Origin of the sequence: Streptococcus uberis (genome assembly GCF_900475595.1) — a bacterium.
Classification (GTDB): domain Bacteria; phylum Bacillota; class Bacilli; order Lactobacillales; family Streptococcaceae; genus Streptococcus; species Streptococcus uberis.
This window is the reverse complement of the sequence record NZ_LS483397.1, coordinates 1,497,027-1,522,051: the sequence shown is the minus strand read 5'-3', so window position 1 is coordinate 1,522,051 and position 25,025 is coordinate 1,497,027. Positions and strand designations below refer to the sequence as shown.

Below are 25,025 nucleotides of genomic sequence, written 5' to 3'. Positions count from 1 at the left end.
AGCCTATCACTTCTGTGATAGGCTTTAACTATTGCTTCAATAACTTCTTTCTATTTTACAGTATTTATGGTAAATGCTAAACTAAGATAATATTGTGATGATACAAGGGGGAATTATGTCTTATTTTCTAAGAGCAAGTAGTTGGAAATGGTTTGACACATTAGTTAGTTATGTACCTGAGGGAAAGTTATTTAGTTGGCGATCAGTATTAGGTGCTTTACCAGATATTATTAATCGCTTGCCAATTACGCTTTTTTTAACCTTAGTAGGCGCATTGATTGGTTTAATCTTGGCTCTTCTTTTTGCCATTGTTAAAATCAATCGAACAAAATTCCTTTACCCTATTCAAGCTATTTTTGTTAGCTTCTTAAGAGGGACTCCTATTTTGGTTCAGCTCATGCTAACCTATTATGGGATTCCACTTTTGTTAAAATACTTAAATCTGACATATGGATTAAATTGGAATATTAATGCCATACCGGCATCGATCTTTGCCATTGTTGCCTTTGCTTTTAATGAAGCAGCTTACACCAGTGAAACGATAAGAGCAGCTATTCAATCTGTTAATAGTGGAGAAATAGAAGCTGCTCGCAGTTTGGGAATGACTCCGTTTCAAGTTTATAAAAGAGTGATTATCCCTAATGCTGCTGTTGTTGCAACACCTACCTTAATTAATGGCCTAATTGGCTTAACAAAGGGAACTTCATTGGCCTTCAATGCAGGTATTGTGGAAATGTTTGCTCAGGCTCAAATTCTTGGTGGAGCAGATTATCGCTATTTTGAACGTTATATTTCAGTGGCTTTAGTCTATTGGGTCATTAGTATTGCGATTGAGCAATTTGGTAGCTATTTGGAAAAAACGATGGCAATAGGTGATCCTGTGACATTAAACGAGAATACAATAGGAGATTTACGCTAATGATATCTATTAAAGAATTAAGTAAATATTTCTCAGGTCAAAAGGTTTTAGATGCTATTAGTTTGGATATCCAAAAAGGCGAAGTTATTGCCTTGGTAGGTGCATCAGGTGCAGGAAAATCGACATTTTTACGAAGTCTCAATTACCTGGAAAAACCTGATCATGGCTCTATTCAAATGGATGACTTTTTGGTTGATTTTGCAACAATTACAAATGATGAGGTATTGATTCTTCGCAGAAAGCTTGCTATGGTTTTTCAGCAGTTTAACTTGTTTGAACGCCGTACGGCCTTGGAGAATGTGAAAGAAGGTCTCGTCATTGTCAAAAAAATGACTGATCAAGAAGCGACAGCAATTGCCAGAGAAGAATTGCGAAAAGTTGGTTTATCTGATCGTGAAAATCATTATCCTAGACATCTTTCAGGGGGACAAAAGCAAAGGGTTGCTCTAGCTAGAGCCTTGGCAATGAAGCCAGAAATTCTCTTGTTAGACGAGCCCACCTCCGCTTTAGATCCGGAGTTAGTTGGTGAAGTTGAAAAATCGATATTGGAAGCTGCTAAATCGGGTCAAACGATGATATTAGTCAGCCATGATATGGAATTTGTTGCCCAAGTTGCAGACCGAGTTCTTTTCTTAGAAAATGGGAAAATTTTGGAGGAAGGTAGCCCGGAGCAAATCTTTAAGCAACCTAAGGAAGTAAGAACCAAAGAATTTTTTAACAAGTTTTCAAAAACCTATAATTAAGAGATAACTTTTGTTATAATAGACTAGTCTAGGGTACCCTGGACTTTTCTTGTACTGTTATGAAAAAGTAAAATGTTTGGGAATGTATAGGTAAAACACATGTTAGTTGAATTATTTAGCCTTTATTTGCAAGGTCTCTTTTTATCCATTTGTCTGGTTTTAGGTATTTGCTTGATTTGGATCTTACTGAGAGCTAGATCAAAAAAAGATAAAACCGCTATTGAAAAACAGGCTTTTTTATATGATATGCTAATGATAGCTATATTATTAATTCCAATAGTCTCTTTTGCTGTGATGAGTATCTTGCTAGTTTTAAAATCATAATAATTGCATAAAAAAATGGGGCTTGTTAAAATGATGACAGGAAAAAACAAAGGAGAATAGTATGTATGATACATTAATTATCGGCTCAGGACCAGCTGGTATGACTGCAGCTCTTTACGCTGCTCGAAGTAATTTAAAGGTGGGTATTATTGAGCAAGGGGCCCCAGGTGGTCAGATGAACAATACCTCAGAAATAGAAAATTATCCAGGTTATGATAATATCTCTGGTCCAGAATTGTCCATGAAAATGTATGAACCTCTAGAAAAATTTTCAGTTGAACATATTTATGGCATTGTTCAAAAAGTTGAGGATGCAGGTGAGGTTAAGCGTGTCATTACGGACGATTCAACTTATGAAGCTAAAACAGTTATTATTGCGACAGGTGCAAAATACAAGTTGCTCAATGTTAAAGGCGAGGATGAGTTTACCAGTCGTGGTGTTTCCTATTGTGCAGTTTGTGATGGTGCTTTTTTCCGTAACCAGGATTTGTTAGTGGTTGGTGGTGGTGATTCTGCTGTTGAAGAAGCCATTTATTTAACACAGTTTGCTAAATCTGTAACGATTGTGCACCGTCGTGATGAGCTGAGAGCACAGAAAATTTTACAAGATAGAGCATTTGCTAATAACAAAATTTCCTTTATTTGGGATTCTGTCGTTGAAGAAATCCAAGGAAATAACATAAAGGTATCCAATGTCCTCATCAAAAATGTGAAGACTGGTCAAATCATTAACCATGACTTCGGTGGTGTCTTCATTTATGTCGGAATGATTCCAGTTTCAAGTATGGTAAGTGATCTTGGTATTTGTGATCAAGATGGTTGGATTTTGACTGATGATCAAATGAATACAACACGTCCAGGAATTTTTGCCATTGGTGATGTTCGTCAAAAAAACTTGCGTCAGATTACAACAGCTGTAGGTGAAGGTGCGATTGCTGGCCAGGGTGTTTATCATTATATCGAGAATATGGCCTAATTTTTGGAGTCCAATGAGTCTTAGCTTATTGGGCTCTCTTATTTTCTAAATTAGCAATGTTGAAAATATTCTGAAAAAAAGGTATAATAGTTATATTTTTCAGAGATCGGAGAATGAAATGTCCAAAAATGTGACAGAAGATTATGATAATAATGACTTAGAAAATGGCATGGTAAGGGGCTTGCAAAACCGCCATGTTCAACTGATTGCTATTGCAGGTACAATTGGTACAGGGCTTTTTCTAGGAGCTGGTCGTGCAATATCATTGACAGGTCCATCCATTGTCTTAGTATATATCATCACTGGTATTTTTATGTTTATGATGATGCGTGCTATTGGAGAAATGTTATATTATGATCCAGATCAGCATACATTCATCAACTTTATTACAAAATACATCGGTCCAGGATGGGGTTATTTTTCAGGTCTATCTTATTGGCTTTCACTCATCTTTATCGGAATGGCTGATATTACTGCCTTAGGTTCTTATGTGCAATACTGGTTTCCGGAATGGCATTCTTGGTTGATTCAAATTATTGCTTTATGTGTTTTGGCATCAGTCAATTTGATTGCCGTTAAAATTTTTGGTGAGACAGAGTTTTGGTTTGCGATGATCAAAATTGTAGCGATTATGGCCTTGATTGTGACAGGAATATTCATGGTAACAACAGGTTTCGAAACGCCACATGGACATGCAGCCTTATCCAATATTAGTAATCATTTCAGCTTATTCCCTAAAGGTAAGCTAAATTTCTTTATGGGCTTCCAAATGGTATTCTTTGCCTATCAAGCCATCGAATTTGTTGGTATTACGACTTCTGAGACAGCTAATCCAAGAAAAGTTTTACCAAAAGCCATTAATGACATTCCTGTGCGTATCGTCATTTTCTATGTTGGATCTCTCATTTCAATCATGGCTATTATTCCATGGCAAGATCTACCCGTTGATAAATCGCCTTTTGTCATGGTATTTCAACTTTTAGGAATCAAATGGGCTGCAGCTCTCATTAACTTTGTTGTTTTGACATCGTCAGCTTCTGCCTTAAACTCAGTATTATACTCAACAGGTAGACACCTTTATCAAATTGCTAATGAAAACGCAAATGCCTTCACTGATAACTTAAAATTAAATACCTTATCTCGTCAAGGAGTACCAAGTAGAGCCATTATTGCTTCAGCAGTTGTGGTTGGTATTTCTGCCTTAATCAGTATTATACCCGGTGTATCAGATGCCTTTTCCTTGATTGCAGCCTCTTCATCAGGAGTTTACATTGCGATTTATGCATTAACTATGGTTGCGCATTGGCGTTATCGTCACTCTTCTGATTTTATGCCAGATGGATTCTTAATGCCAAAATATAAACTCACGACTCCAATTACTTTAGCTTTCTTTGCTTTTGTTTTTGTATCCTTATTCTTACAAGAGTCAACTTATATTGGTGCTATCGGGGCAACCATATGGATTATCGTATTTGGTATTTACTGTAATTTAAAATTTAAGACAAAATCATAAAGAATTGAGTTTCCTCAATTCTTTTTTTGCTAGAATTCTTAAGCGGTTCTGATAATGGCTATTTTAAATTATGGTATAATAGGAATAATAATTCAAAGGAGTACATCCAAATGTATAAAGATGATAGTTTGACACTCCATACTGATTTATATCAAATCAATATGATGCAGGTTTATTTTGATCAAGGTATCCATAATAAACGAGCAGTTTTTGAAGTTTATTTTCGTAAACAGCCTTTTGAAAATGGCTATGCCATTTTTGCTGGATTACAACGCTTAGTGGAATATCTTCAAAATCTAAGATTTTCTGAAAGTGATATTGCTTATTTGGAAGAATTAGGTTATAAAGGAGCCTTTTTAAACTATTTAAAAGACTTAGAATTGAATCTAACCGTTAGATCAGCTAAAGAAGGAGACTTGGTGTTTGCCAATGAACCAATTGTGCAAGTGGAAGGACCTCTAGGTCAGTGTCAGTTAGTTGAAACTGCCCTTCTGAATATCGTCAATTTTCAAACTTTAATTGCGACAAAGGCTGCCCGTATTCGCTCCGTAATTGAAGACGAGCCTCTGTTAGAGTTTGGTTCTCGCCGTGCGCAAGAAATTGATGCTGCATTTTGGGGGACTCGTGCTGCAGTTATAGGTGGTGCTAATGCTACAAGTAATGTTCGTGCGGGTAAAATTTTTGGTATCCCTGTTTCAGGAACACACGCTCATGCTTTGGTTCAAGCATATGGTAATGACTATGATGCCTTTAAAGCTTACGCGACAACACATAAAGATTGTGTCTTTCTTGTCGATACTTACGATACCTTAAAAGTTGGAGTTCCTGCTGCTATCAAGGTCGCAAAGGAACTAGGTGATACCATCAATTTTCTAGGTGTCCGTTTAGACTCTGGGGATTTGGCATATCTTTCAAAAAAAGTGCGTCAACAGTTAGATGAAGCAGGTTTTCCAAATGCAAAAATTTATGCTTCAAATGATTTAGATGAAAATACCATCCTTAATCTAAAAATGCAAAAAGCTAAAATTGATGTTTGGGGAGTGGGCACAAAACTGATTACGGCATATGACCAGCCTGCACTTGGTGCCGTTTATAAAATGGTTTCCATGGAAGATGAGAATGGTCAAATGGTTGATACCATTAAACTGTCTAATAATGCTGAAAAAGTGTCAACACCTGGAAAAAAACAAGTTTGGCGTATTACAAGTTTGGAGAAAGGCAAGTCAGAAGGGGACTATATTACCTTTACTGATATCAATGTCAATGACTTGGATGAGATTGAGATGTTTCATCCAACCTACACTTATATTAATAAAACGGTTAAAAACTTCGAAGCTGTGCCATTGTTAGTTGATATTTTTGTAGAAGGGAAACTCGTTTATCAACTTCCTGAACTAAAAGAGATTCAATCTTATGCAAGAAAAGAATTTGATAAGCTTTGGGACGAGTACAAACGTGTCTTAAATCCGCAAGATTATCCAGTGGATTTAGCACGTGATGTTTGGCAAAATAAGATGGATTTAATTGCTAATATTCGTCAAAAGACAAAAATACTGGGAGAAGGAGTCTTAAATGAGCCTACAAAATGACATTATTAAGGAACTTGGGGTTAAGCCTACTATTGTTCCTAAGGAAGAAATTCGTCGTTCCCTTGAATTTTTAAAAGCCTATCTTTTAAAACATCCTTTCTTAAAAACCTTAGTTTTAGGGATATCCGGTGGTCAGGACTCTACTTTAGCCGGTCGATTAGCGCAACTCGCTGTTGAAGAATTACGTCAAGAAACAGGTGATCAGAGCTATCGCTTCATTGCCATTCGTTTGCCATACGGTGTTCAAGCAGATGAAGCAGATGCTCAGAAAGCATTAGCTTTTATCAGACCGGATCAAACATTAACAATCAATATTAAGGCTGCTGTCGATGGTCAAGTTGAAGCCTTAAAAGCAGCAGGAATAGAGATTACTGATTTTAATAAAGGTAACATTAAAGCTCGTCAGCGTATGATTAGTCAATATGCTGTTGCCGGTCAAACAAGCGGAGCAGTTATTGGGACCGATCATGCTGCTGAAAATATCACTGGATTCTTTACAAAATTTGGTGATGGTGGCGCCGATATTTTACCTCTTTTCCGTCTTAATAAGCGACAAGGAAAAGCTTTGTTGAGAGAGATGGGTGCAGATGCCTCTTTATATGAGAAGGTTCCAACAGCTGATTTAGAAGAAAATAAACCTGGTCTAGCTGACGAAGTTGCACTCGGCGTCACCTATAATGATATCGATGATTATCTTGAAGGGAAAGAAATCTCTAAAGAAGCCCAAGAAAAAATCGAATCTTGGTGGTATAAAGGACTCCATAAGCGTCATCTCCCTATCACTATATTTGATGATTTTTGGAAATAACAGGACAGATAGAAAAGTTAGGCTAGCCTAACTTTTTTGGTTGAAGAAAATGCTTGAAGCGTTATAATAGAATGAAAAAGGAGGATTTGTTTTGGAAATCAGTAACGAATTTACAGACCAATTATATGAAAACTATCGAAAGACTGCTAAATATCAAGCAGTTGAAAATGCCATTACTCATAACGGCTTGTTGAAATCTTTGAAAACCAGACAAGCTGATATCGACAATGATTTTACATTTTCCCTAGATTTGACAAAGGATAAAGTCTCTAATCAAAAAGCGTCAGGCAGATGCTGGATGTTTGCAGCTTTAAATACTTTTCGTCATAAGATGATTTCAGATTTTCATTTAGATCAGTTTGAGTTATCTCAAGCCCACACCTTTTTTTGGGATAAATACGAGAAATCAAACTGGTTTATGGAGCAAATTATTGCAACCGCTGATCAAGATTTAAAGAGTCGAAAGGTTAAATTTTTACTTGATACCCCTCAACAAGATGGTGGTCAGTGGGATATGGTTGTAGCCTTATTTGAAAAATATGGGGTTGTGCCAAAATCGCAATATCCGGAATCTGTTTCTTCAAGTAACAGTAGAGAACTTAATAATTTACTCAATAAATTACTTCGTCAAGATGCCCAAGTCTTGCGTGAACTTATTCAAAGTGGTGCTAGTCAGCATGAGATTCAGGAGAAAAAAGAATCATTTCTTCAAGAAATTTTCAACTTTTTAGCCATGAATCTTGGTTTGCCGCCCCAAACAGTAGACTTCGCCTATCGAGATAAGGATAATCATTACCATTGTGAAAAAGGGATGACGCCTCAGGCTTTTTATCAAAAATATGTTGGACTCCATTTAGAAGATTACGTATCAGTCATCAATGCGCCAACAGCTGATAAACCATTTGGTAAATCATATACTGTCGATATGTTAGGAAATGTTGTTGGTGGACCGCAGGTACGTTATTTAAATTTAGAAATGGATCGTTTGAAAGAACTTGCCATCAAACAAATGCAATTGGGTGAGAGTGTTTGGTTTGGTTCTGACGTCGGTCAGGTATCCGATAGACAAAATGGCATCTTAGCCACAAATACCTATGATTTTTCATCAAGTATGGACATCGAATTGACTCAAGATAAAGCCGGACGTTTAGACTATAGCGAAAGCCTTATGACCCATGCGATGGTCCTTACAGGGGTTGATTTAGATGAAGAAGGCAAAGCCATAAAATGGAAAGTTGAAAATTCATGGGGTGAGAAAGTTGGAGAAAAGGGTTACTTTGTGGCCTCTGATGACTGGATGGATCAGTATACCTATCAAATCGTTGTCAGAAAAGACCTTCTCTCAGCAGAAGAACTAGCAGCATACCAGTCTCAACCACAAGTATTAGCACCTTGGGATCCAATGGGGGCCTTAGCCAACTAAAAAAAATCGGAAATACATCCGATTTTTTTTAGTTAATTTTATTGTTTCCATTACCATTACCGTTATTGGCAGGAGTAGAATTGGAATTACTGTTACCATTTGTATTTCCGTTTCCGCCAGTAGCTGAACTACTTGCATCTGAAGATGCTGAAGACGTTTCATCACTGCTTGAAGCACTTGTATCATTTGAAAGGCTGGCTGAACTGCTATTTCCGCTGTAGATATTGTTGTAAACGGAGCTATTAGTATAACCACTTGTATAAGTGCCACCGCTTAGGTAAAGCATACCACCACTTCGGTATAAACCACTAGGCATTATCCAGTCTTCACTATATCCATTTGTTAGGTAGGTCATCATATTTTTATAGACTTTTGATGCCACCAATAAGCCATCTCCATATACTGGAGTCAGACGATTCTTATAACCTGTCCATACAGACATAGCATATTTGTTGGTATATCCGACAAAGTTTTCATCTGGGGCCATTGTTCCAACATAATCAGTGTATAAGCCGAGAGTATTTCCAATTTGAACCAGTTCATCGTCTGTATAGTTAGAAGTTCCTGTTTTACCAGCTTGAGCGACACCAGGAATTTGAGCTGCAGTACCTGTTCCGTATGTTAAAACAGTTTTTAACATATCAGTCATCATGTAGGCAGTGGTTTCCTTCATAGCACGCTTGCCTTTATTTTCGAAAACCTTTGTGGTACCGTCGTTAAATTCTATTTTATTAACATACTGAGGTTTGTAATAAATACCACCATTTGAGAAAGCAGCATAGGCAGCTGCCATTTTTTCACTGCTAGCGCCATATTTCTGTTCACTACTTGTAGTGTTACTTGAAATGGCGTTAGAATAATGCATTTGAGGGTAGTTGATGCCAAGATCGCTAAGGAATGATTTGGCATAATCTAGACTGGCTGCTTCTAAAGCTCTAACAGCAGGGACGTTACGTGATTGCATAATAGCTGTTTGAATAGTCATCCAACCGTTATATTTACGGTCCCAGTTATACAATTGAGTTGTTGTTCCTGGCCAGTAATAGATGGAGTCATTAGTGGATTGAGCAGTTGAGTTATAGGAACCGCTCTCAATTGCAGGTCCGTAAGCGGAGATTGGTTTCATTGTTGAACCCCAGTCTCTATCCGTTAAAACGGCCTGGTTTGTTCCAAAGGAAACATTTTCATCCAGATGTCGCCCACCCAATTGAGCAATGACATGACCATTAGTGACATCAACAATAGTTGAAGCAACTTGCATTTGATCATCAGGGTAGTAAACATAGTCTTCGGTATTGTAGATATCATAAAGACGTTGTTGTACATCAGGAAGGATATTGGTATAAACTTTTAGACCAGCTGTAAAGATATCCTTATTAGTCTCAGATTTGACTTGGGCTATCACTTGTTTCAAATAATTATCCATTGACTTTGGATAACTTGATGTTTGTTTTAGTGGTTGTAAGCCATCTGTTACAGGTGTTGCGATAGCTGCATCATAATCGGCTTTAGAAATATTTTTCTCTGAAAGCATTTGTTGAAGAACAACATTTCGGCGTTTTGTAGCAGAATCCGGCTGTGTATAAGGGTCATACTGAGATGGTGCTTGTGGAATACCTGCTAATAAAGCCAATTGGGCAAATGATAAATCTTTTAAATCTTTGCCGAAATAAGATTTTGAAGCAGTTAACATGCCATAATTGCCGTTACCCATATAAACCTTATTGATATAGAAAGTTAATATTTCTTGTTTCGTATATTTTCTTTCCATTTGTAAAGCGAGCCAAACTTCTTGTGCTTTACGTTTTAATGTTTGGTCAGATTCTTTCGTTGAGAAGTAAGCTAGTTTTATCAACTGCTGATCTAATGTTGACCCTCCTTGAGTACTGTTACTTGTAAGGTTGTGCCAAGCAGCACCAAGGATACGATACAAATCAACACCTCTATGATTAAAGAAACGTTTATCTTCAATTGAGGTTATGGCGTTGACTAAATTTAATGGTATACTATCTGCTGTGACATTTTCTCTTTTTTCAGAGCCAAGGTCAGCAATCAATTCATTGTTTGCATCGTATACTAAACTCGAATTAGTAGATTTTAGCTCAGTTTCAGATAACTTAGGAGCTGTTGCTACATAGAATAGAAATAAAAGTCCACCGATAATAATAGTGAAGATAACTAGGCTAAGGATTGCTGCAAGGGCATATTTTAACCATTTTTGTACTGTTGGATTTTTAATTGTAATCACCGCCTAAAAAATTTTGTTCAATAATATCTAAATAAGGAACCTGAGGAAATGCCCCCTGAATAATCTCATAGCCATTTTTTTTGATATAATCGAGAGGCATTGATTTATTACCTTTATCGATTTGAAAAAAATCAATCAAAGCCTTGGCTGGGAGATAGTAGGTTTCTTTTAAAGTGCTAAAATGAAGAAGGACAAAACAAATCCCTTTTTGATCTAAAACAGAGGCCATGTGTTCAATTTGATGCAAATGAAAATTTTTCATTGGCATAGCCGTTTTCTGACGCGTTTCTTTGGCTTCAAAATCAATATAGAGACCTTTATAAACTCCAGAATAATCTGTTGTTGATGCTTGTCTAAAATAAGCCTCGACAATTTTGGCTCGACTTCTTTTGGGATAGTCAACCTTTACAATCTGAATTGGAGTCGGTTTCTTATGAATAACAGCAATTCCACGCGACAAATAATAATCATTTGTTGCATTAATTGCTGCTTCGAAGGACATGCCACGATTGGCAAAGTCCACCGTTGATTTTTTTGTTTTAAATGGAGTTGGATTTGCTTTTTTTCCTTTAAGTTGATGAGGATAATTTACCATTTTTCTCCTATAGATGCATGTACTTAATGAAAAATTTAAGCATCACTATTATAACATATTTTTTGAAAGGAAAACACAATATGACTGCGATTCTGGTAACGGGTTACAAGAGTTTCGAATTGGGACTTTTCTCAGATAAAGATCCGCGCATAAAAGTGATTAAAGCAGCCATTCAAAAAGACATGGTCAAAATGATTGAAGAGGGTGTTGATTGGTTTATATTAACTGGCAATTTAGGATTTGAATATTGGGCTTTAGAAGTTTTGAAAGATTTAAAAAAAGCCTATCCTATTAGTGTAGCAACCATTTTTGCCTTTGAAAACCATGGGGAAAACTGGAATGAGTCAAATCTAGAAAAGTTAGCTGCCTTTAAAACAGTTGACTTTGTCAAATATTCATACCCCCAATACGAAAATCCTTCTCAATTTAAATCTTATCATGAGTTTTTAATGGCAAATACAGAAGGTGCTTATCTTTTTTATGATAGTGAAAATGAAACCAATTTGAAGTATTTAGTGATGAAAATGAAAGAATTGCCACAGTATCGTATACATTATTTAACATTTGATCGTTTAAATGAAATCTACGAGGAAGGTAACGATTTCTAAAGAATTGTTCCTATCTTAATACTTGCTTTTTACTCTTTTTTTCTGTATCATTAATAATGATATCACCTTGTTGATATAAAAAGAACTACCGGTCGGAGAAAAGAGAATGGCAAGTATAATTTACAGTCCAAAGGACATTTTTGAACAAGAATTTAAAACAAGTATGAGTGGCTTCAATAAAAAGGAAGTTGATGAATTTTTAGATAATGTGATTCAAGATTACGAAACCTATATTTCTGAGATAGAAGAACTAAAGGCTGAAATCGAACGCCTAAAAAATCAAAATACTCATCCAAAGTCCCCATCGACTGAAAATAGACATGCTATGGTTCAACCCACTCGCGTAGCTCAATCAGCTACCAATTTTGATATTTTAAAACGGATTAGTCGTTTAGAAAAAGAAGTTTTTGGTAAGCAAATTACGGAATAACATTTTCCATGCAATTTTTGGATAATCGCGTAGTATTGTAATACTATGAGGAAAGTCCATGCTAGCACTGGCTGTGATGCCAGTAGTGTTTGTGCTAGGCGAAACAATAAGCCTAGGGATGTAAAATACATTACGGCAGGTAAAATAGCTAAGTCTTTTGATATGCTAAAGTAACCTTGAAAGTGCCACAGTGACGAAGTTTTTATGGAAACGTAAAAAATGGAACGCGGTAAACCCCTCAAGCTAGCAACCCAAACTTTGGTCGGGGCATGGGATAGTTTGGAAACGAACGAACTATCCTGACTGTTTAATCAGTAGACAGATGATTATCGAAGGAAATAATCCCTAGTTATTTCTGGAACAAAACATGGCTTATAGAAAATTGCATAATAGGTTAAGCTAGCTCATGCTAGCTTTTATTTGATTAAAAAGAAAGATGATCATATGAAAAAACACTTTAAATTAGTAGCAACAGTGGCTGCGGGACTTGAGTCCGTTGTTGGTAAAGAAATGAGAGCGCTTGGTTTTGATTGCCAGGTTGACAATGGTAAAGTCTATTTTGAAGGTGATATTAAGGCCATTGCTAAAACAAATCTTTGGTTAAGATCAGCTGATAGAATTAAAATTATTGTAGGGCAATTTCCCGCTCGAACCTTTGAAGAACTCTTTCAAGGAGTTTATGCATTAGACTGGGAAAACTATTTGCCACTGGGGGCAAAATTTCCAATTTCTAAAGCGAGATGCGTTCGATCAAAATTGCATAATGAACCTAGTGTTCAAGCTATTTCTAAAAAGGCTGTCGTTAAAAAATTACAAAAACATTATCATAGACCTGAAGGTGTTCCCCTTCAGGAAATTGGTTCAGAGTTCAACATTGAGGTTTCCATTTTAAAAGATCAAGCTACTATTATGATTGATACAACGGGATCCAGTCTCTTTAAACGAGGCTACCGTTCTCAAAAGGGTGGTGCACCAATAAAAGAAAATATGGCTGCGGCCATCTTAGAATTGAGTAATTGGTATCCAGATAAGCCATTAGTTGATCCTACTTGTGGTTCAGGGACTTTTTGTATCGAAGCTGCCTTGATTGGAATGAATATCGCTCCAGGATTTAACCGTTCTTTTGCATTCGAAGAATGGAGTTGGGTTGATAAAGACGACATCAATAGTGTAAGAGATGAGGCGGAATCATTGGCCAATTATGATATAAAATTAGATATTTCTGGATTTGATATTGATGGTCGAATGGTTGAGATTGCTAAAAAGAATGCTGAAGAAGCAGGTCTTGCAGATGTTATTACCTTTAAACAAATGCGCCTTCAAGATTTCAGAACGGATAAGGTTAATGGTGTCATTGTATCAAACCCACCATATGGAGAACGGTTGCTTGATGACAAAGCTGTTGACATTTTGTATAATGAAATGGGTCAAACCTTTAAACCATTGAAAACATGGAGTCAATTTATTTTGACCAGTGATGAAGCTTTTGAAAAGAAATTTGGTCGGCAAGCTGACAAAAAAAGAAAGCTTTATAATGGAACGATGAAAGTTGAATTATATCAATTTTTTGGTGAACGTATCAAACGAAATCACACTGAGAGGTAAAAACGTGTCAGAAGAGAATAAAGATTTTGAACTGCAAAATGAAGAACAAGGTATCTCTATTGATAAAGCTAAGCAGATGACTGTGGGAGAAGCCGTCCGCAAGGATACAGAGTTAAAGGCTGGTATCACAGAAGATGATAGTGTTCTTGATAAATATATTAAACAACACCGTCAAGAAGTGGCTTCTCAAAAATTTGAAACTAAAGTTTCTGAGGTAGAGTCTTTAGATACGGCTAGCTTGGATAATTTTATCAAAAAGCAACGTGAGGAATTAGCAAAAACTGGTTTTTTTAACCAGACTTCAGAGGAACAAAAGTTAGAAACTGAGGCTGAGGAGGATCTTGCTTTATCCTCTAAAAGGAATGATCATGTGTCTCACGGCATTACCGATGAGATAAAGGAAGATCAAAAACCGGTTTTCGATCAGGTTGAACCTGTGGTGCCAATTGTGGATTCTTCGAGAGAGGATGATCAGGTTGCTTTTCTTGATTCTGAGAGAAGTGGCAACAAGAAATCTAAAAAGAAATTTTTGCTTGCTCTGTTATCCCTTCTTTTATTGCTTGTTGGCGGAGCTTTTGGCCTAAATGTCCTTAAACAAAACGATTCAGGCACTACAAATACTAAGGCTTCTAGTCAGCAAAGTAGTTCAAAGGATTCAAAAGCTAGTCTTGCTAAAAAAGCTTATAAAGCATTTGATAAGGGCTTGAAGGCATTTTATCTGGACGATGAGATGACTAAATTAAAGAATAGTGAAATGACTCATCTTGATGACTTGACAAAGAAACTTGATGCCTTAAAAAACACTACCTATTATGATAAGGCTAAGGAAAAATGGGAGTCATTGAAAAAACAAATTACTGCTATTCAAACGGTGAATGGCAAATTTTCAACAGAAGCCATTAAAGACGGCCAGAAAACTGCTGCAACCATTAAGTCTGATGCCAATTTTGACGATTTGACTGCTGATAGCCTTAAGACAGGCAATGCAACTCTGGATAAGTTGCTTCAAGAAGTGGTTTCTGATGGTCGTAAACAGGTTGATGACAAAAACAAAGCCGAAAAAGAGAAGGCGGATGCTCAAGCAAAAGCAGATGCTGAACAAAAAGCTGCTCAGGATGCTGCGACAGCAGAACAAGCTAATGCGGCTCAGTCTGCAACTACTACCTCAGGAGCAACTACGGGTGCTCAAGCACCTGCTACTGGTGGCACTTATGGCACTGCAGCGTCAGGTATTCAACGAAATTTATCACGCGTTCCTTACAATAATACTGCTATTGCAGATAGTACTAATGCTGCTTGGTTATTTAATCCTGGTGTTTTGGAGAAAATTATCGCTACTTCTCAGGCAAGAGGCTACTTTACTGGCAATAACTATTACTTAGAACCAGTCAATATTATCAATGGCAATGGTTACTACAATATGTTTAAATCTGATGGGACCTACCTCTTTTCAATCAACTGTAAAACAGGATATTTTGTTGGAAATGCAAGTGGTTATGCTGATGGTTTAGATTATTAATATTAAAAAATTGAAAAACATACAGTTTGAACTGTATGTTTTTTTTAGTGAATGCAAATTCTAAAATGGTTAATAAAATAATAATAAACAATACATTTATTACCATTCAGGTCACATTTCAACCTTTTGGGCAAAAATGAAAAACATGGCCCATTTTTTGATACTATTTGTTTGTGATGGTAAAAAGTAATTTGAAAGGAGAAACTATAGTGCAATTGTCAAAGGATAAAAAACTGAATGAGCAAGATTTGTCTTTAATTACGGGAGGTAGAAATCTTGGAGCAGCTCTCCAAGGACTTTTTGGAGGGTTTGCTAATTCGCCCACTTTAGAACAATTAAATGGTACTAAGTTACCAAAGCCAAAATCATGCTCACCTTATGGTACTGGTGGAACATCAAATGCATGTTAACTATTTGATTAATGGGTAGGAGTATAGTATGAAAGCAATCTTTAAGAATCAGATGGTTGAGGTTTGGCAAGTTTCAAAGGAAGGTAGTCAACCCCAATGGGTCAAGTCTGCTTTTGAAAAAAACTATTTTCAATGGATTGATAACCATGTTCGCGTTTTAATGGTTGGCTATAATCCCAGTCTTGAAAATAATGTCAAAATTGGATTAGTAGGTTCAGCGGCTGGCGGAGGTTTTGCGGGTTACCACATGTATCAAAATGCCTATTTAGGTGACTACATTGATGCAACCAACTTCAAAATATTATCTGCAAAACAATTTGCTAAAAAATATCGATTAGTTTCTGAGGCAAACTCGATTACTGAGTGACTAAAAAAGAAGTTGATGGACTATCAACTTCTTTTTGATATGTTAAACAAGATGTCGTTCAAAAGCTTGATCCGAAATGCCTTGAGATAGGATTAGTTTTGCCCATTCTTTTGCAGCAAATAAGCTATGGTCCTTATAATTACCACAAGATTCAATGGTAGTACCTGGAACATCTTCCCAGGAAATGCCGTTAGCAATTTCTTCTAAGCTTGATTTGATGACCTTTGCAATTTCTGTTGAACTATGCTTTCCCCACATGATTAAATGGAAACCTGTTCGGCAACCAAAGGGAGAACAATCAATCATGCCATCAATACGTTGGCGAATCAGTTTTGCTAAGAGATGTTCGATGGTGTGTAATCCAGCTGTTTCAATGGAATTTTGGTTTGGTTGAACCAAGCGAACATCAAAATTAGTGATAATATCTCCCTTAGGACCAAACTCTTCTGAAATTAATCGTACATAAGGGGCTTTAACAATGGTATGGTCTAATTCAAAACTTTCAACAATTACTTCTTTAGTCATAGTTAATCTCCTTTTTTCTTCTCCATCCATCTTAACATAAAACAGAAGAAAAATTGAGGATTCTCTAAAAATTGAAAGTTCTTTTTGATTGTTCTGTTTAAAAAAGTTATGAGAAGAGGACACCATATAAGATGACACAAATTTGTGCTAGCAAAGTGCCAACAGAAACGGTAATAAAAGTCTCCTTAAAGGCGTTGCGATGATTGAGTCCGGTTAGAGCTAAAAAGGTTAGAAAAACACCGCTTTGAGGGACAATCGTAAAAATGTTAGAAGCAATGGCAGCAACACGATGGATCATTTCAGGGTCTGCGCCTTTATCTAAATAAAATTGAGCAAAATTTGGCATGACAATACCCAATGCACCTGAAGAAGAACCTGTTATGGCTGACATGGCGGAGGTTAAAACAGTCAAGCTAATGAGTGGATTTCCAGGGATATTCAGAATCAGATCTGAAAAAAGCTTAAAACCTGGAGCTACCATGATAACAGCACCAAAGGCGACAGCAGATGCTGTTGCAAATATAGGTGCAATCGAACTACTTGCCCCAAGATTGATGATTGCTTTCATATCTTTAATATAGGGATTAAATAGAAAAGTTGCTAATAAAATGGATGCTAATAAAGCCAAATAAATAATATTTTTCTTTAAAAATTCTCCACCCAAAATACTTCCAGACAAGGCAATCAGAATAAGTAAAACAAGTGGTGCAATACTGGCTAGAAATGATGGGAGAACTTTTTCTGTTAGACTTGTCTCACCGTCCTTAGCATAAGTGGCGTAATGTTCTCCTTTTTCTAAGCTCCTTTTTAAGCAAAGCTTCATATAAAATAAACCAAATAAAATACAAGCTAAAGATCCAATCAAACTAGGGATGGCGGCTGCTGTTAAAGAAGTGTTTAAATACTGGATGGGAATGACGTTCTGAATAGCAGGTGTTCCAGGTAGGATAGTCATTGTAAATGTTGCAATACCTAACCATAAGGGAATTTGTATTAAATTCCAGGCTAAATCAAGCTTTTTAAATAAACTTCTTGCTAGGGGGATGACGGCAAACATAACAACAAATAAGCTGATACCGCCATATGTAAGAAGGGAGCTAATCATAAAAATAGCGAGAAGAACTTTATAAGGACTGTCATGACCAATTTTAAGGAGAATTCCATTTGCGATGGCTGTTGTAGCACCACTACCTTCCATTAATTTGGCTAAAATGGAACCCAACAAGAAAATAGCGAAGTAGTTGAGGATATAAGTTGTTAAAGCTCCCATATAGTGATTGTTTTCTTTGCCTAATAGAGACAGTAGCGGATCCATCTGGTTAAAAAGGATTACAAAACTTGTTGCAATGGGGGCGGCAATGACGATATTAATCTCTTTTAATGAGAAGTAGACGATGAGAGCAACTCCTAAAAGGACACCTAATGAAGCAATAATTTCTGTCATAATTTATCTCCATTTGTAAAAAGAAAGAGATGGATAGAACCGTTTCCACCTCTTGTCACAAACTGTTATTGGGCAGTGTAGCCACCATCTAAAATACAAGCTTGTCCGGTAATGCCTTTAGCCTTATCGCTAGCTAAGAAAGAAACGTAATCTGCAATTTCTTGGACATCAATAAGTCTTTTTTGTGGAACAAGTGGATATAAGACTTCTTCTAAGACATTTTCTAAAGGAATTTGACGTGTTTTAGCAAGGTCTTGAAATTGTCCTCTTACAAGAGGAGTGTCTACATAACCTGGGCATACAGCATTAACTGTAATTCCTGAAGATGCCCCCTCCAATGCGCTAACCTTTGTTAATCCTAAAAGTCCATGTTTTGACGAATTATAGGCTGCTTTACCAGCAAATCCAATGACTCCATTTATGGAAGCCATATTAATAATACGACCAAAGCCTTGTTTTTTCATTATTGGAAAGACGCGTTTTGTAGCAATAAATGGCGCGGTTAGCATAATTTTTACCATGAACTCAAATTTATCTGTGGGAAAATCCTCTAAAAGCGAAACGTGTTGAAGTCCTGCGTTATTAACCAAGATATCCAATCTTTGGTATTTTTGAATGACATGATCAATGGCTTGGTTAATTGCTTCTTCACTGCTTACATCGCATAAGGCTGAATCGGCATCTAATCCTTGTTCCTGATAGTCTGATACCAATTTTTCCAGTTTTTCTTGATTAATATCGGTGAATACAACTGTCTTTCCCTCTCTTAAGAAGGTTTCACCTATTTGTTTGCCAATGCCACTTGCGGCACCTGTAACGAAAACCACTTGTTTTGAATTTTTCATTTCATTTCTCCTTTTTTATGCTAATAGTTCTTCTTGTGTCTTATCAATTAGTGCTACTTCTGTAACTGATTGGACATAGTCAAAGGTGTAATCTGGATGAATTTCGAGGACACATAGCCCTTCTGGACGAAAAGCCATGACAGCTAATTCGGTTACAATAAGGTCAACGACTCCTTTTGCAGTTAATGGAAGGGTACATTGGTTCAAAATTTTTGCCTTCCCTTTATTGGTATGTTCCATGGCGACAATAACTTTTTTGGCACCGACTAAAAGGTCCATGGCACCCCCCATACCTGGTACCATTTTGCCAGGTATTAAATAATTTGCTATATTACCATCTTTATCCACTTGGAGTGCACCAAGAACAGTTGCTGCTACATGCCCACCTCGAATAATACCAAAAGAAGTTGAACTATCAAAGAAGGCTCCACCGGGAGCAATTCCAATGGGTTGCCCACCTGCATTAACAATCGTAGGATCAATCTCCTTGTCTTTTAGTCCTGTTAAACCGATGAAGCCATTTTCAGATTGTAAGGTGATCGTAACATCTTTTGGAATATAATGAGCTACTTTTGTTGGTAAACCGATACCCAAATTTACCAAAGAGTTATTTTCTAACTCTTGAGCAACTCGGCGGGCAATTCTTTCTTGAATGACTTCTTTTGAAAGGGTAATGTCATTTACTGTCATGCTGTTTCTCCTTTTATAATATAGTCAACAAATATACCAGGTGTATGAATAAAGTTTGGATCCATCTCTCCGATTTCAACGAGTTGTCTAGTTTCAACAAAGGTTTTCTTTGCGTTTGCTGCCATGAGGTGATTAAAGTTATTTTCGGAACCTCTATATTGAAGATTACCGTATTTATCAGCCTTATCTGCAAAAATTAAGGCGACATCAGCATAGAGTGGTGTTTCTAAAAGATATTCTTTCCCATCAACCGAAATGACTTTTTTTCCTTCAGCGACAAGTGTTCCTATACCTGTAGGTGTCAAAACTCCACCTAAGCCAAAAGCTCCTGAACGAATTCTTTCAACCAGTGTTCCTTGAGGAACAAGGTGAATGGTTGTTTCACCCTCATTCATTTGTCGACCTGCCTCACGGTTTAATCCAATATGTGAAGCGATGATAGTATTGAATTGTTTTTTGGCAATCATCTTACCAACCCCTTTGTCTGGAAAACCAGCATCGTTACAGATTAGGGTTAGGTTTTTAACCCCTTTTTCTACGAGAGCATCAATGAGTCTCTCGGCTGTTCCGTTTGTCATAAAGCCGCCAACCATTAACGTATCACCATCATTGATATGAGTGATGGCTTCTTTAATTGTAATTTCTTTTGACATCCTACTTACCTACTTTCCTCTTTACTTTTCCTGAGTTACGATCAGACTTGTTCCTTGTCCGCCTCCGATACAAAGGGTTGCTAATCCATTTGTTACATCTTGTTTTTTCATTTCATGAAGTAAGGTGACAAGAATACGAGCTCCACTTGCACCAATTGGGTGCCCTAATGCAATTGCACCACCATTAACATTAACCTTGTCTGCTTGACATTCTAATGACATCATTACGGCGAGAGATTGAGCAGCAAATGCCTCGTTTGATTCAATTAAGCCAATATCAGATATTTTTAAATTGGCTTTTTCTAAGGCTTTTTGAGTTGCTGGGATTGGTCCTGTTCCCATAATATCAGGATCAACACCTGCACTAGCGTAGGAAGTGATAGAAGCCAAAATCTCTAAACCTAATTGTTTAGCATGTTTTTCAGTCATTAACATGACCATTGCAGCACCATCATTAATGCCTGAGGCATTTCCAGCTGTAACAGTCCCTTCAGAAGACATAAATGCTGGTCTTAATTTTTTGAGTTTCTCTAAACTCGAATTTGGTTTTGGATACTCATCTTGTGAGACGATTAAAGGGTCTCCTTTTCTTTGAGTTACTGTAACTGGAACAATTTCTTCTTTGAAACGATTATTTTTAAGTGCTTCAGCTGCCTTTTGTTGACTATTGAATGCAAACTGATCTTGTTCTTCTCTACTAATTTGGTATTTTTTTGCAACGTTTTCAGCTGTAATCCCCATATGGGTTTTACTAAAGGCATCCGTTAACCCATCGTGAACAAGTGTATCGATTAATTCACTATTTCCCAGTCGACTGCCAAATCGGTTACTTTGACAAACGTAGGGTGCTTGGGACATGTTTTCGACGCCACCTGCTATAATGATTTTCGCATCACCTAATAAAATACTCTGGGCTGCTAATTGTATTGCTTTTAGACCAGAACCACAAACCATATCAACTGTAAAAGCTGTTTTTTCGTTTGGAATTCCGGAGTGAATGGCAATTTGACGGGCGATATTTTGGCCGAGACCTGCATGAAGAACATTGCCAATAATAACCTCATCAATGTGATGAGGAGGGAGCTGGGTATTATCCAACATTTTTTTTATAACAGTGGTAGCTAATGTAACGGCATTAACATCTTTAAAAGCTCCTCCGAATGCACCAATTGGTGTTCTTAGAGCTTGGACAATAACGACTTTATCCATAATATGACGACTCCTTTGCATAAATAGAAAGTGCTTTCTTCATTTCTAAGATATCAATAATTTTATGAGAAGTGAAATATGGAATTTTTATAGGGATATAAAATTTTTTGATAGTGTCTAGCTAGTTTTTTAAGATTTTTTATGTCATAATCAGTTTTAAATTCTTTATTGAAAGGTATACTGTAAGTCAAATGGACATTAAACAGATTAGATATTTCTTAGCAATAGTTGAATGCCAATTTAATCTCAGCCAGGCTGCTGAGATGTTATATATTTCGCAACCCACACTAAGTATGATGATCACAGAATTTGAAAAACGAGAAAATGTTAGACTTTTTAAAAGAACTAGAGGGAGAATTACTGGCTTAACCTATCTAGGAGAAAGCTATTATCAGGATGCCAAAAAAGTACTTGAATCTTATGATCAAATGTTTAATAATCTTCATAATGTCACAAAAACGCCAAAAGGTAGCATTAATATAGGAATTCCTCCTTTAATTTTGTCTGTGGTTTTTTCTAAAGTGATGCCTGAAATGATTCTTTCAAATCCTGGAATTCAATTTAATATTAAGGAAATAGGTGCCTATAATTTAAAAAATGAGTTGTTATTAGGAAATGTTGACATAGCTGTCTTGCTTTCACCGACTGGAATTGCAGATAATTTGGTAGAAATTAACGAAATTCAACGTTCCGAATTATGTGTTTGTCTTTCGCCAAAACACAAATTAGCTCAAAAAAATGTCATAACCTGGGAAGATTTAAATATGGAAAATATAGCCTTGTTTGACTCATCTTTTATGGTTCATCACTTGGTTCTTGAATCTTGTGAACGCAAACATGTGAGACCCAATATTGTTCTGACATCTGCTTCCTGGGATTTTATGATTAATTCAACTATGATCAATCATAAGATATTAACAATATGTCCTAAACCAATCATGGATTTATACCCTATGAAAAATATTATTTCCATACCAATGGAACACCCAATTTCTTGGCGTGTTGTACTCACTCGATTAAAAAAGAACAACTATTCTGATTTAGAAGCATACATCATGGATTCCTTGGTTCAATCCTTTATCAAGTAACTTTTTTTAAAATTGAAAAGGCTGTCAAAGTTTAAGAATCATAATTGTCTAAAAGCTTAATTTGTGATAAACTAAATGTAGCTTTCTATAAAGGAAAACTAATTATAAATTGAGGTAAAAAGATGATTAATATTATTTTATTAATTGTTTGTGCCCTCATTGGTTTGATCATAGGTTATGCAATGATTTCGCTTAAATTAAAAAAAGCGAAAGAAAGTGCTGACTTGACTCTTTTAAATGCTGAGCAGGATGCGGTAAATATTCGTGGTAAAGCTGTTGCTGAAGCTGATCATATTAGAGAATCAGCAGAGCGTGAAAGCAAAGCGAATCGTAAAGAACTGCTGTTAGAAGCAAAAGAAGAGGCAAGAAAATATCGTGAAGAAATTGAGCAAGAATTTAAATCTGAAAGACAAGAGCTAAAACAATTAGAAACACGACTTAATGAGCGTGCCTTTTCTCTTGACCGAAAAGATGAGAATTTAACAAGTAAAGAAAAAGTTCTAGATAGTAAAGAACAAAGTCTGACCGATAAATCTAAACATATTGATGAGCGTCAAACAGAAGTCGAACGACTCGAAGAAGTAAAAAAAGAAGAATTACAACGTGTTGCGGCAATGACCATTGCAGAAGCAAGAGAAGTGATTCTGATGGAAACTGAGACTAAACTCACTCAGGAAATTGCTAGCAGAATTCGTGATGCCGAAAGAGAAATCAAAGATCGAGCTAATAAAACAGCTAAAGATTTGCTATCTCAAGCCATGCAAAGGGTGGCAGGCGAGTATGTCACAGAGCAAACCATTACCAGTGTCCATTTACCAGATGACAATATGAAAGGTCGTATTATTGGCCGAGAAGGTCGTAATATTCGTACTTTAGAAAGCTTAACTGGTATTGATGTTATCATTGATGATACACCAGAAGTCGTTGTTTTATCAGGATTTGATCCAATTCGACGTGAAATTGCCCGAATGACCCTCGAGTCTCTCATTTCAGATGGAAGGATTCATCCTGCTCGAATTGAAGAATTAGTCGAAAAGAATCGTCTGGAAATGGATAACCGCATTCGTGAGTATGGCGAAGCTGCTGCTTATGAAATCGGAGCTCCTAATCTACATCCCGATTTAATTAAGATTATGGGTAGATTGCAATTCAGAACATCGTATGGTCAAAATGTTCTTCGACACTCAGTCGAAGTTGGTAAACTTGCTGGTATTCTTGCAGGTGAGCTAGGTGAAAATGTTGCCTTGGCAAGACGAGCTGGGTTCTTACATGATATGGGTAAAGCCATTGACCGTGAAGTTGAAGGTAGCCATGTCGAAATTGGTATGGAATTTGCACGCAAGTACAAGGAACATCCAGTTGTTGTCAACACGATTGCCAGTCACCACGGAGATGTAGAACCGGAATCTGTCATTGCAGTTATTGTTGCAGCAGCAGATGCTTTGAGTTCAGCTAGACCTGGTGCGCGTAATGAATCCATGGAGAATTACATTAAACGTCTCCGTGATTTAGAAGAGATTGCTACAAGCTTTGACGGCGTTCAAAATAGCTTTGCTTTACAAGCTGGTAGAGAAATTCGCATTATGGTGCAACCGGAAAAAGTTTCAGATGATGAAGTCGTTATCCTGTCTCATAAAGTACGTGAAAAAATTGAAAACAATTTAGATTACCCTGGTAATATTAAAGTGACCGTAATACGTGAGATGAGAGCAATCGATTATGCCAAATAAGAAAAGAGGATACTATCCTCTTTTTTGATTCTTAGAAGGCTTAACTGTAATATTATCTTGAAAAACAGATATGATTTTGTTAAACTATTAGAAAGCAATTATTAAGGAGAGTATAATGTCTGAACGTGGTTTGTTGATCGTCTTTTCGGGGCCATCAGGTGTAGGTAAAGGGACGGTTAGGAAAGAAATTTTCTCGACACCAAATCATAAATTTGAATATTCTGTTTCAATGACAACACGGGCACAGAGGCCAGGTGAAGTTGATGGTGTTGACTATTTCTTCCGGACACGTGAAGAATTTGAAGAGTTAATAAAGCAAGGTCAAATGTTGGAGTATGCTGAATATGTAGGGAACTATTACGGTACTCCATTATCATATGTTAATGAAACCTTGGATAAAGGCATTGACGTTTTTCTTGAAATTGAGGTACAAGGTGCTCTCCAAGTAAAATCTAAAGTTCCAGATGGTGTTTTCATCTTTTTAACACCTCCAGATTTGGCAGAATTACAAGATCGATTAGTTGGCCGAGGAACTGATAGCAAAGAAGTTATTGCTCAAAGGATTGAAAAAGCTAAAGAAGAAATTGCAATGATGCGCGAATACGATTATGCGGTTGTTAATGATCAAGTTCCCTTAGCCGCTGAACGTGTGAAGCGCATTATCGAAACAGAACATTTTCGAGTTGAGCGCGTCATTGGACGCTACGATAAAATGATTAAACAAACAAAACCCATTCGTTAAAAATAGAAAAGAGTAAACCATT

25 protein-coding genes and 1 other RNA gene are annotated in these 25,025 nt (G+C 36.7%); 18 read left to right on the top strand and 8 right to left on the bottom strand.

The window, feature by feature from the left end; genetic code table 11:
• Positions 1-115: 115 nt before the first annotated feature.
• The 8 genes from DQM95_RS07810 to pepC all read left to right on the top strand — a co-directional run bounded on the left by DQM95_RS07810 (position 116) and on the right by pepC (position 8,295).
• On the top strand, positions 116-919 hold the full coding sequence (locus tag DQM95_RS07810) for an amino acid ABC transporter permease (protein ID WP_037593460.1): 804 nt from the start codon (positions 116-118) through the stop codon (positions 917-919).
• A complete protein-coding gene (locus tag DQM95_RS07805) occupies positions 919-1,662 on the top strand; it encodes an amino acid ABC transporter ATP-binding protein (protein WP_015911734.1) in 744 nt (247 codons plus the stop codon). The genes DQM95_RS07810 and DQM95_RS07805 overlap by 1 nt, the downstream gene beginning before the upstream one ends.
• 99 nt (positions 1,663-1,761) lie before the next feature.
• Positions 1,762-1,986 carry a DUF4059 family protein gene (locus tag DQM95_RS07800; protein WP_015911733.1) on the top strand — a complete coding sequence of 75 codons (225 nt, stop codon included), beginning with the start codon at positions 1,762-1,764 and terminating at the stop codon, positions 1,984-1,986.
• Between the two features lie 61 nt (positions 1,987-2,047).
• Entirely contained in the window at positions 2,048-2,962 is a 915-nt protein-coding gene (gene trxB, locus DQM95_RS07795) for a thioredoxin-disulfide reductase (RefSeq protein WP_037593458.1), read from the top strand.
• Positions 2,963-3,080: 118 nt separating this feature from the next.
• On the top strand, positions 3,081-4,475 hold the full coding sequence (locus DQM95_RS07790; RefSeq protein WP_015911731.1) for an amino acid permease: 1,395 nt from the start codon (positions 3,081-3,083) through the stop codon (positions 4,473-4,475).
• Positions 4,476-4,585: 110 nt separating this feature from the next.
• Entirely contained in the window at positions 4,586-6,064 is a 1,479-nt protein-coding gene (locus DQM95_RS07785) for a nicotinate phosphoribosyltransferase (RefSeq protein ID WP_015911730.1), read from the top strand.
• Positions 6,048-6,872 (top strand): ammonia-dependent NAD(+) synthetase, encoded by an 825-nt coding sequence (nadE, locus tag DQM95_RS07780; protein ID WP_037593456.1) that lies wholly within the window; start codon positions 6,048-6,050, stop codon positions 6,870-6,872. Before DQM95_RS07785 ends, nadE begins: the two co-directional genes overlap by 17 nt.
• A 91-nt stretch (positions 6,873-6,963) precedes the next feature.
• Entirely contained in the window at positions 6,964-8,295 is a 1,332-nt protein-coding gene (gene pepC, locus DQM95_RS07775; RefSeq protein ID WP_037593454.1) for an aminopeptidase C, read from the top strand.
• A 28-nt stretch (positions 8,296-8,323) separates the two neighbouring features.
• Here pepC and pbp1a read toward each other — a convergent pair whose 3' ends face one another.
• Positions 8,324-10,543, bottom strand: coding sequence for a penicillin-binding protein PBP1A (gene pbp1a, locus DQM95_RS07770; RefSeq protein WP_015911727.1), 2,220 nt, complete (start codon positions 10,541-10,543; stop codon positions 8,324-8,326).
• On the bottom strand, positions 10,530-11,138 hold the full coding sequence (gene recU / locus DQM95_RS07765; RefSeq protein ID WP_015911726.1) for a Holliday junction resolvase RecU: 609 nt from the start codon (positions 11,136-11,138) through the stop codon (positions 10,530-10,532). Before recU ends, pbp1a begins: the two co-directional genes overlap by 14 nt.
• A gap of 80 nt (positions 11,139-11,218) precedes the next feature.
• On the opposite strand from recU, the gene DQM95_RS07760 reads away from it, so the two are divergent.
• The 7 genes from DQM95_RS07760 (at position 11,219) to DQM95_RS07730 (ending at position 16,077) form a co-directional block, all read left to right on the top strand.
• Positions 11,219-11,746: a DUF1273 domain-containing protein gene (locus tag DQM95_RS07760; RefSeq protein WP_015911725.1), complete on the top strand. Its 528-nt coding sequence runs from the start codon at positions 11,219-11,221 to the stop codon at positions 11,744-11,746.
• A gap of 106 nt (positions 11,747-11,852) precedes the next feature.
• Entirely contained in the window at positions 11,853-12,176 is a 324-nt protein-coding gene (gpsB, locus tag DQM95_RS07755; RefSeq protein ID WP_015911724.1) for a cell division regulator GpsB, read from the top strand.
• A gap of 13 nt (positions 12,177-12,189) precedes the next feature.
• An RNA gene (rnpB, locus tag DQM95_RS07750) (RNase P RNA component class B) lies at positions 12,190-12,556 on the top strand.
• A 64-nt stretch (positions 12,557-12,620) separates the two neighbouring features.
• Complete coding sequence (locus DQM95_RS07745) at positions 12,621-13,781, top strand: THUMP domain-containing class I SAM-dependent RNA methyltransferase (RefSeq protein WP_037593450.1); 1,161 nt, start codon at positions 12,621-12,623, stop codon at positions 13,779-13,781.
• 4 nt (positions 13,782-13,785) lie between these two features.
• Positions 13,786-15,300, top strand: coding sequence for a cell division site-positioning protein MapZ family protein (locus DQM95_RS07740; protein WP_037593448.1), 1,515 nt, complete (start codon positions 13,786-13,788; stop codon positions 15,298-15,300).
• 209 nt (positions 15,301-15,509) lie between these two features.
• Complete coding sequence (locus DQM95_RS07735) at positions 15,510-15,710, top strand: ComC/BlpC family peptide pheromone/bacteriocin (protein WP_275039545.1); 201 nt, start codon at positions 15,510-15,512, stop codon at positions 15,708-15,710.
• Between the two features lie 28 nt (positions 15,711-15,738).
• Entirely contained in the window at positions 15,739-16,077 is a 339-nt protein-coding gene (locus DQM95_RS07730) for a hypothetical protein (protein ID WP_037593442.1), read from the top strand.
• A 42-nt stretch (positions 16,078-16,119) separates the two neighbouring features.
• Here DQM95_RS07730 and DQM95_RS07725 read toward each other — a convergent pair whose 3' ends face one another.
• The 6 genes from DQM95_RS07725 to DQM95_RS07700 all read right to left on the bottom strand — a co-directional run bounded on the left by DQM95_RS07725 (position 16,120) and on the right by DQM95_RS07700 (position 21,443).
• A complete protein-coding gene (locus DQM95_RS07725; RefSeq protein ID WP_037593440.1) occupies positions 16,120-16,602 on the bottom strand; it encodes an S-ribosylhomocysteine lyase in 483 nt (160 codons plus the stop codon).
• A 106-nt stretch (positions 16,603-16,708) separates the two neighbouring features.
• Positions 16,709-18,046: a GntP family permease gene (locus tag DQM95_RS07720; RefSeq protein WP_015911718.1), complete on the bottom strand. Its 1,338-nt coding sequence runs from the start codon at positions 18,044-18,046 to the stop codon at positions 16,709-16,711.
• 65 nt (positions 18,047-18,111) lie between these two features.
• Positions 18,112-18,891 (bottom strand): 3-hydroxybutyrate dehydrogenase, encoded by a 780-nt coding sequence (locus tag DQM95_RS07715; RefSeq protein ID WP_046388303.1) that lies wholly within the window; start codon positions 18,889-18,891, stop codon positions 18,112-18,114.
• 15 nt (positions 18,892-18,906) lie between these two features.
• The gene (locus tag DQM95_RS07710) at positions 18,907-19,581 is read right to left on the bottom strand and encodes a 3-oxoacid CoA-transferase subunit B (RefSeq protein WP_015911716.1); all 675 of its coding nucleotides are present in this window, start codon (positions 19,579-19,581) and stop codon (positions 18,907-18,909) included.
• Complete coding sequence (locus DQM95_RS07705; RefSeq protein ID WP_015911715.1) at positions 19,578-20,234, bottom strand: CoA transferase subunit A; 657 nt, start codon at positions 20,232-20,234, stop codon at positions 19,578-19,580. The genes DQM95_RS07710 and DQM95_RS07705 overlap by 4 nt, the downstream gene beginning before the upstream one ends.
• Positions 20,235-20,255: 21 nt before the next feature.
• Complete coding sequence (locus DQM95_RS07700; RefSeq protein WP_046389604.1) at positions 20,256-21,443, bottom strand: acetyl-CoA C-acetyltransferase; 1,188 nt, start codon at positions 21,441-21,443, stop codon at positions 20,256-20,258.
• 191 nt (positions 21,444-21,634) lie between these two features.
• On the opposite strand from DQM95_RS07700, the gene DQM95_RS07695 reads away from it, so the two are divergent.
• The 3 genes from DQM95_RS07695 (at position 21,635) to gmk (ending at position 25,003) form a co-directional block, all read left to right on the top strand.
• Positions 21,635-22,531, top strand: a complete 897-nt coding sequence (locus DQM95_RS07695) for a LysR family transcriptional regulator (RefSeq protein WP_037593435.1) — start codon at positions 21,635-21,637, stop codon at positions 22,529-22,531.
• Positions 22,532-22,653: 122 nt separating this feature from the next.
• Positions 22,654-24,261: a ribonuclease Y gene (locus DQM95_RS07690; protein ID WP_037593434.1), complete on the top strand. Its 1,608-nt coding sequence runs from the start codon at positions 22,654-22,656 to the stop codon at positions 24,259-24,261.
• A gap of 115 nt (positions 24,262-24,376) precedes the next feature.
• Positions 24,377-25,003, top strand: a complete 627-nt coding sequence (gmk, locus tag DQM95_RS07685) for a guanylate kinase (protein ID WP_037593433.1) — start codon at positions 24,377-24,379, stop codon at positions 25,001-25,003.
• Positions 25,004-25,025 lie beyond the last annotated feature (22 nt).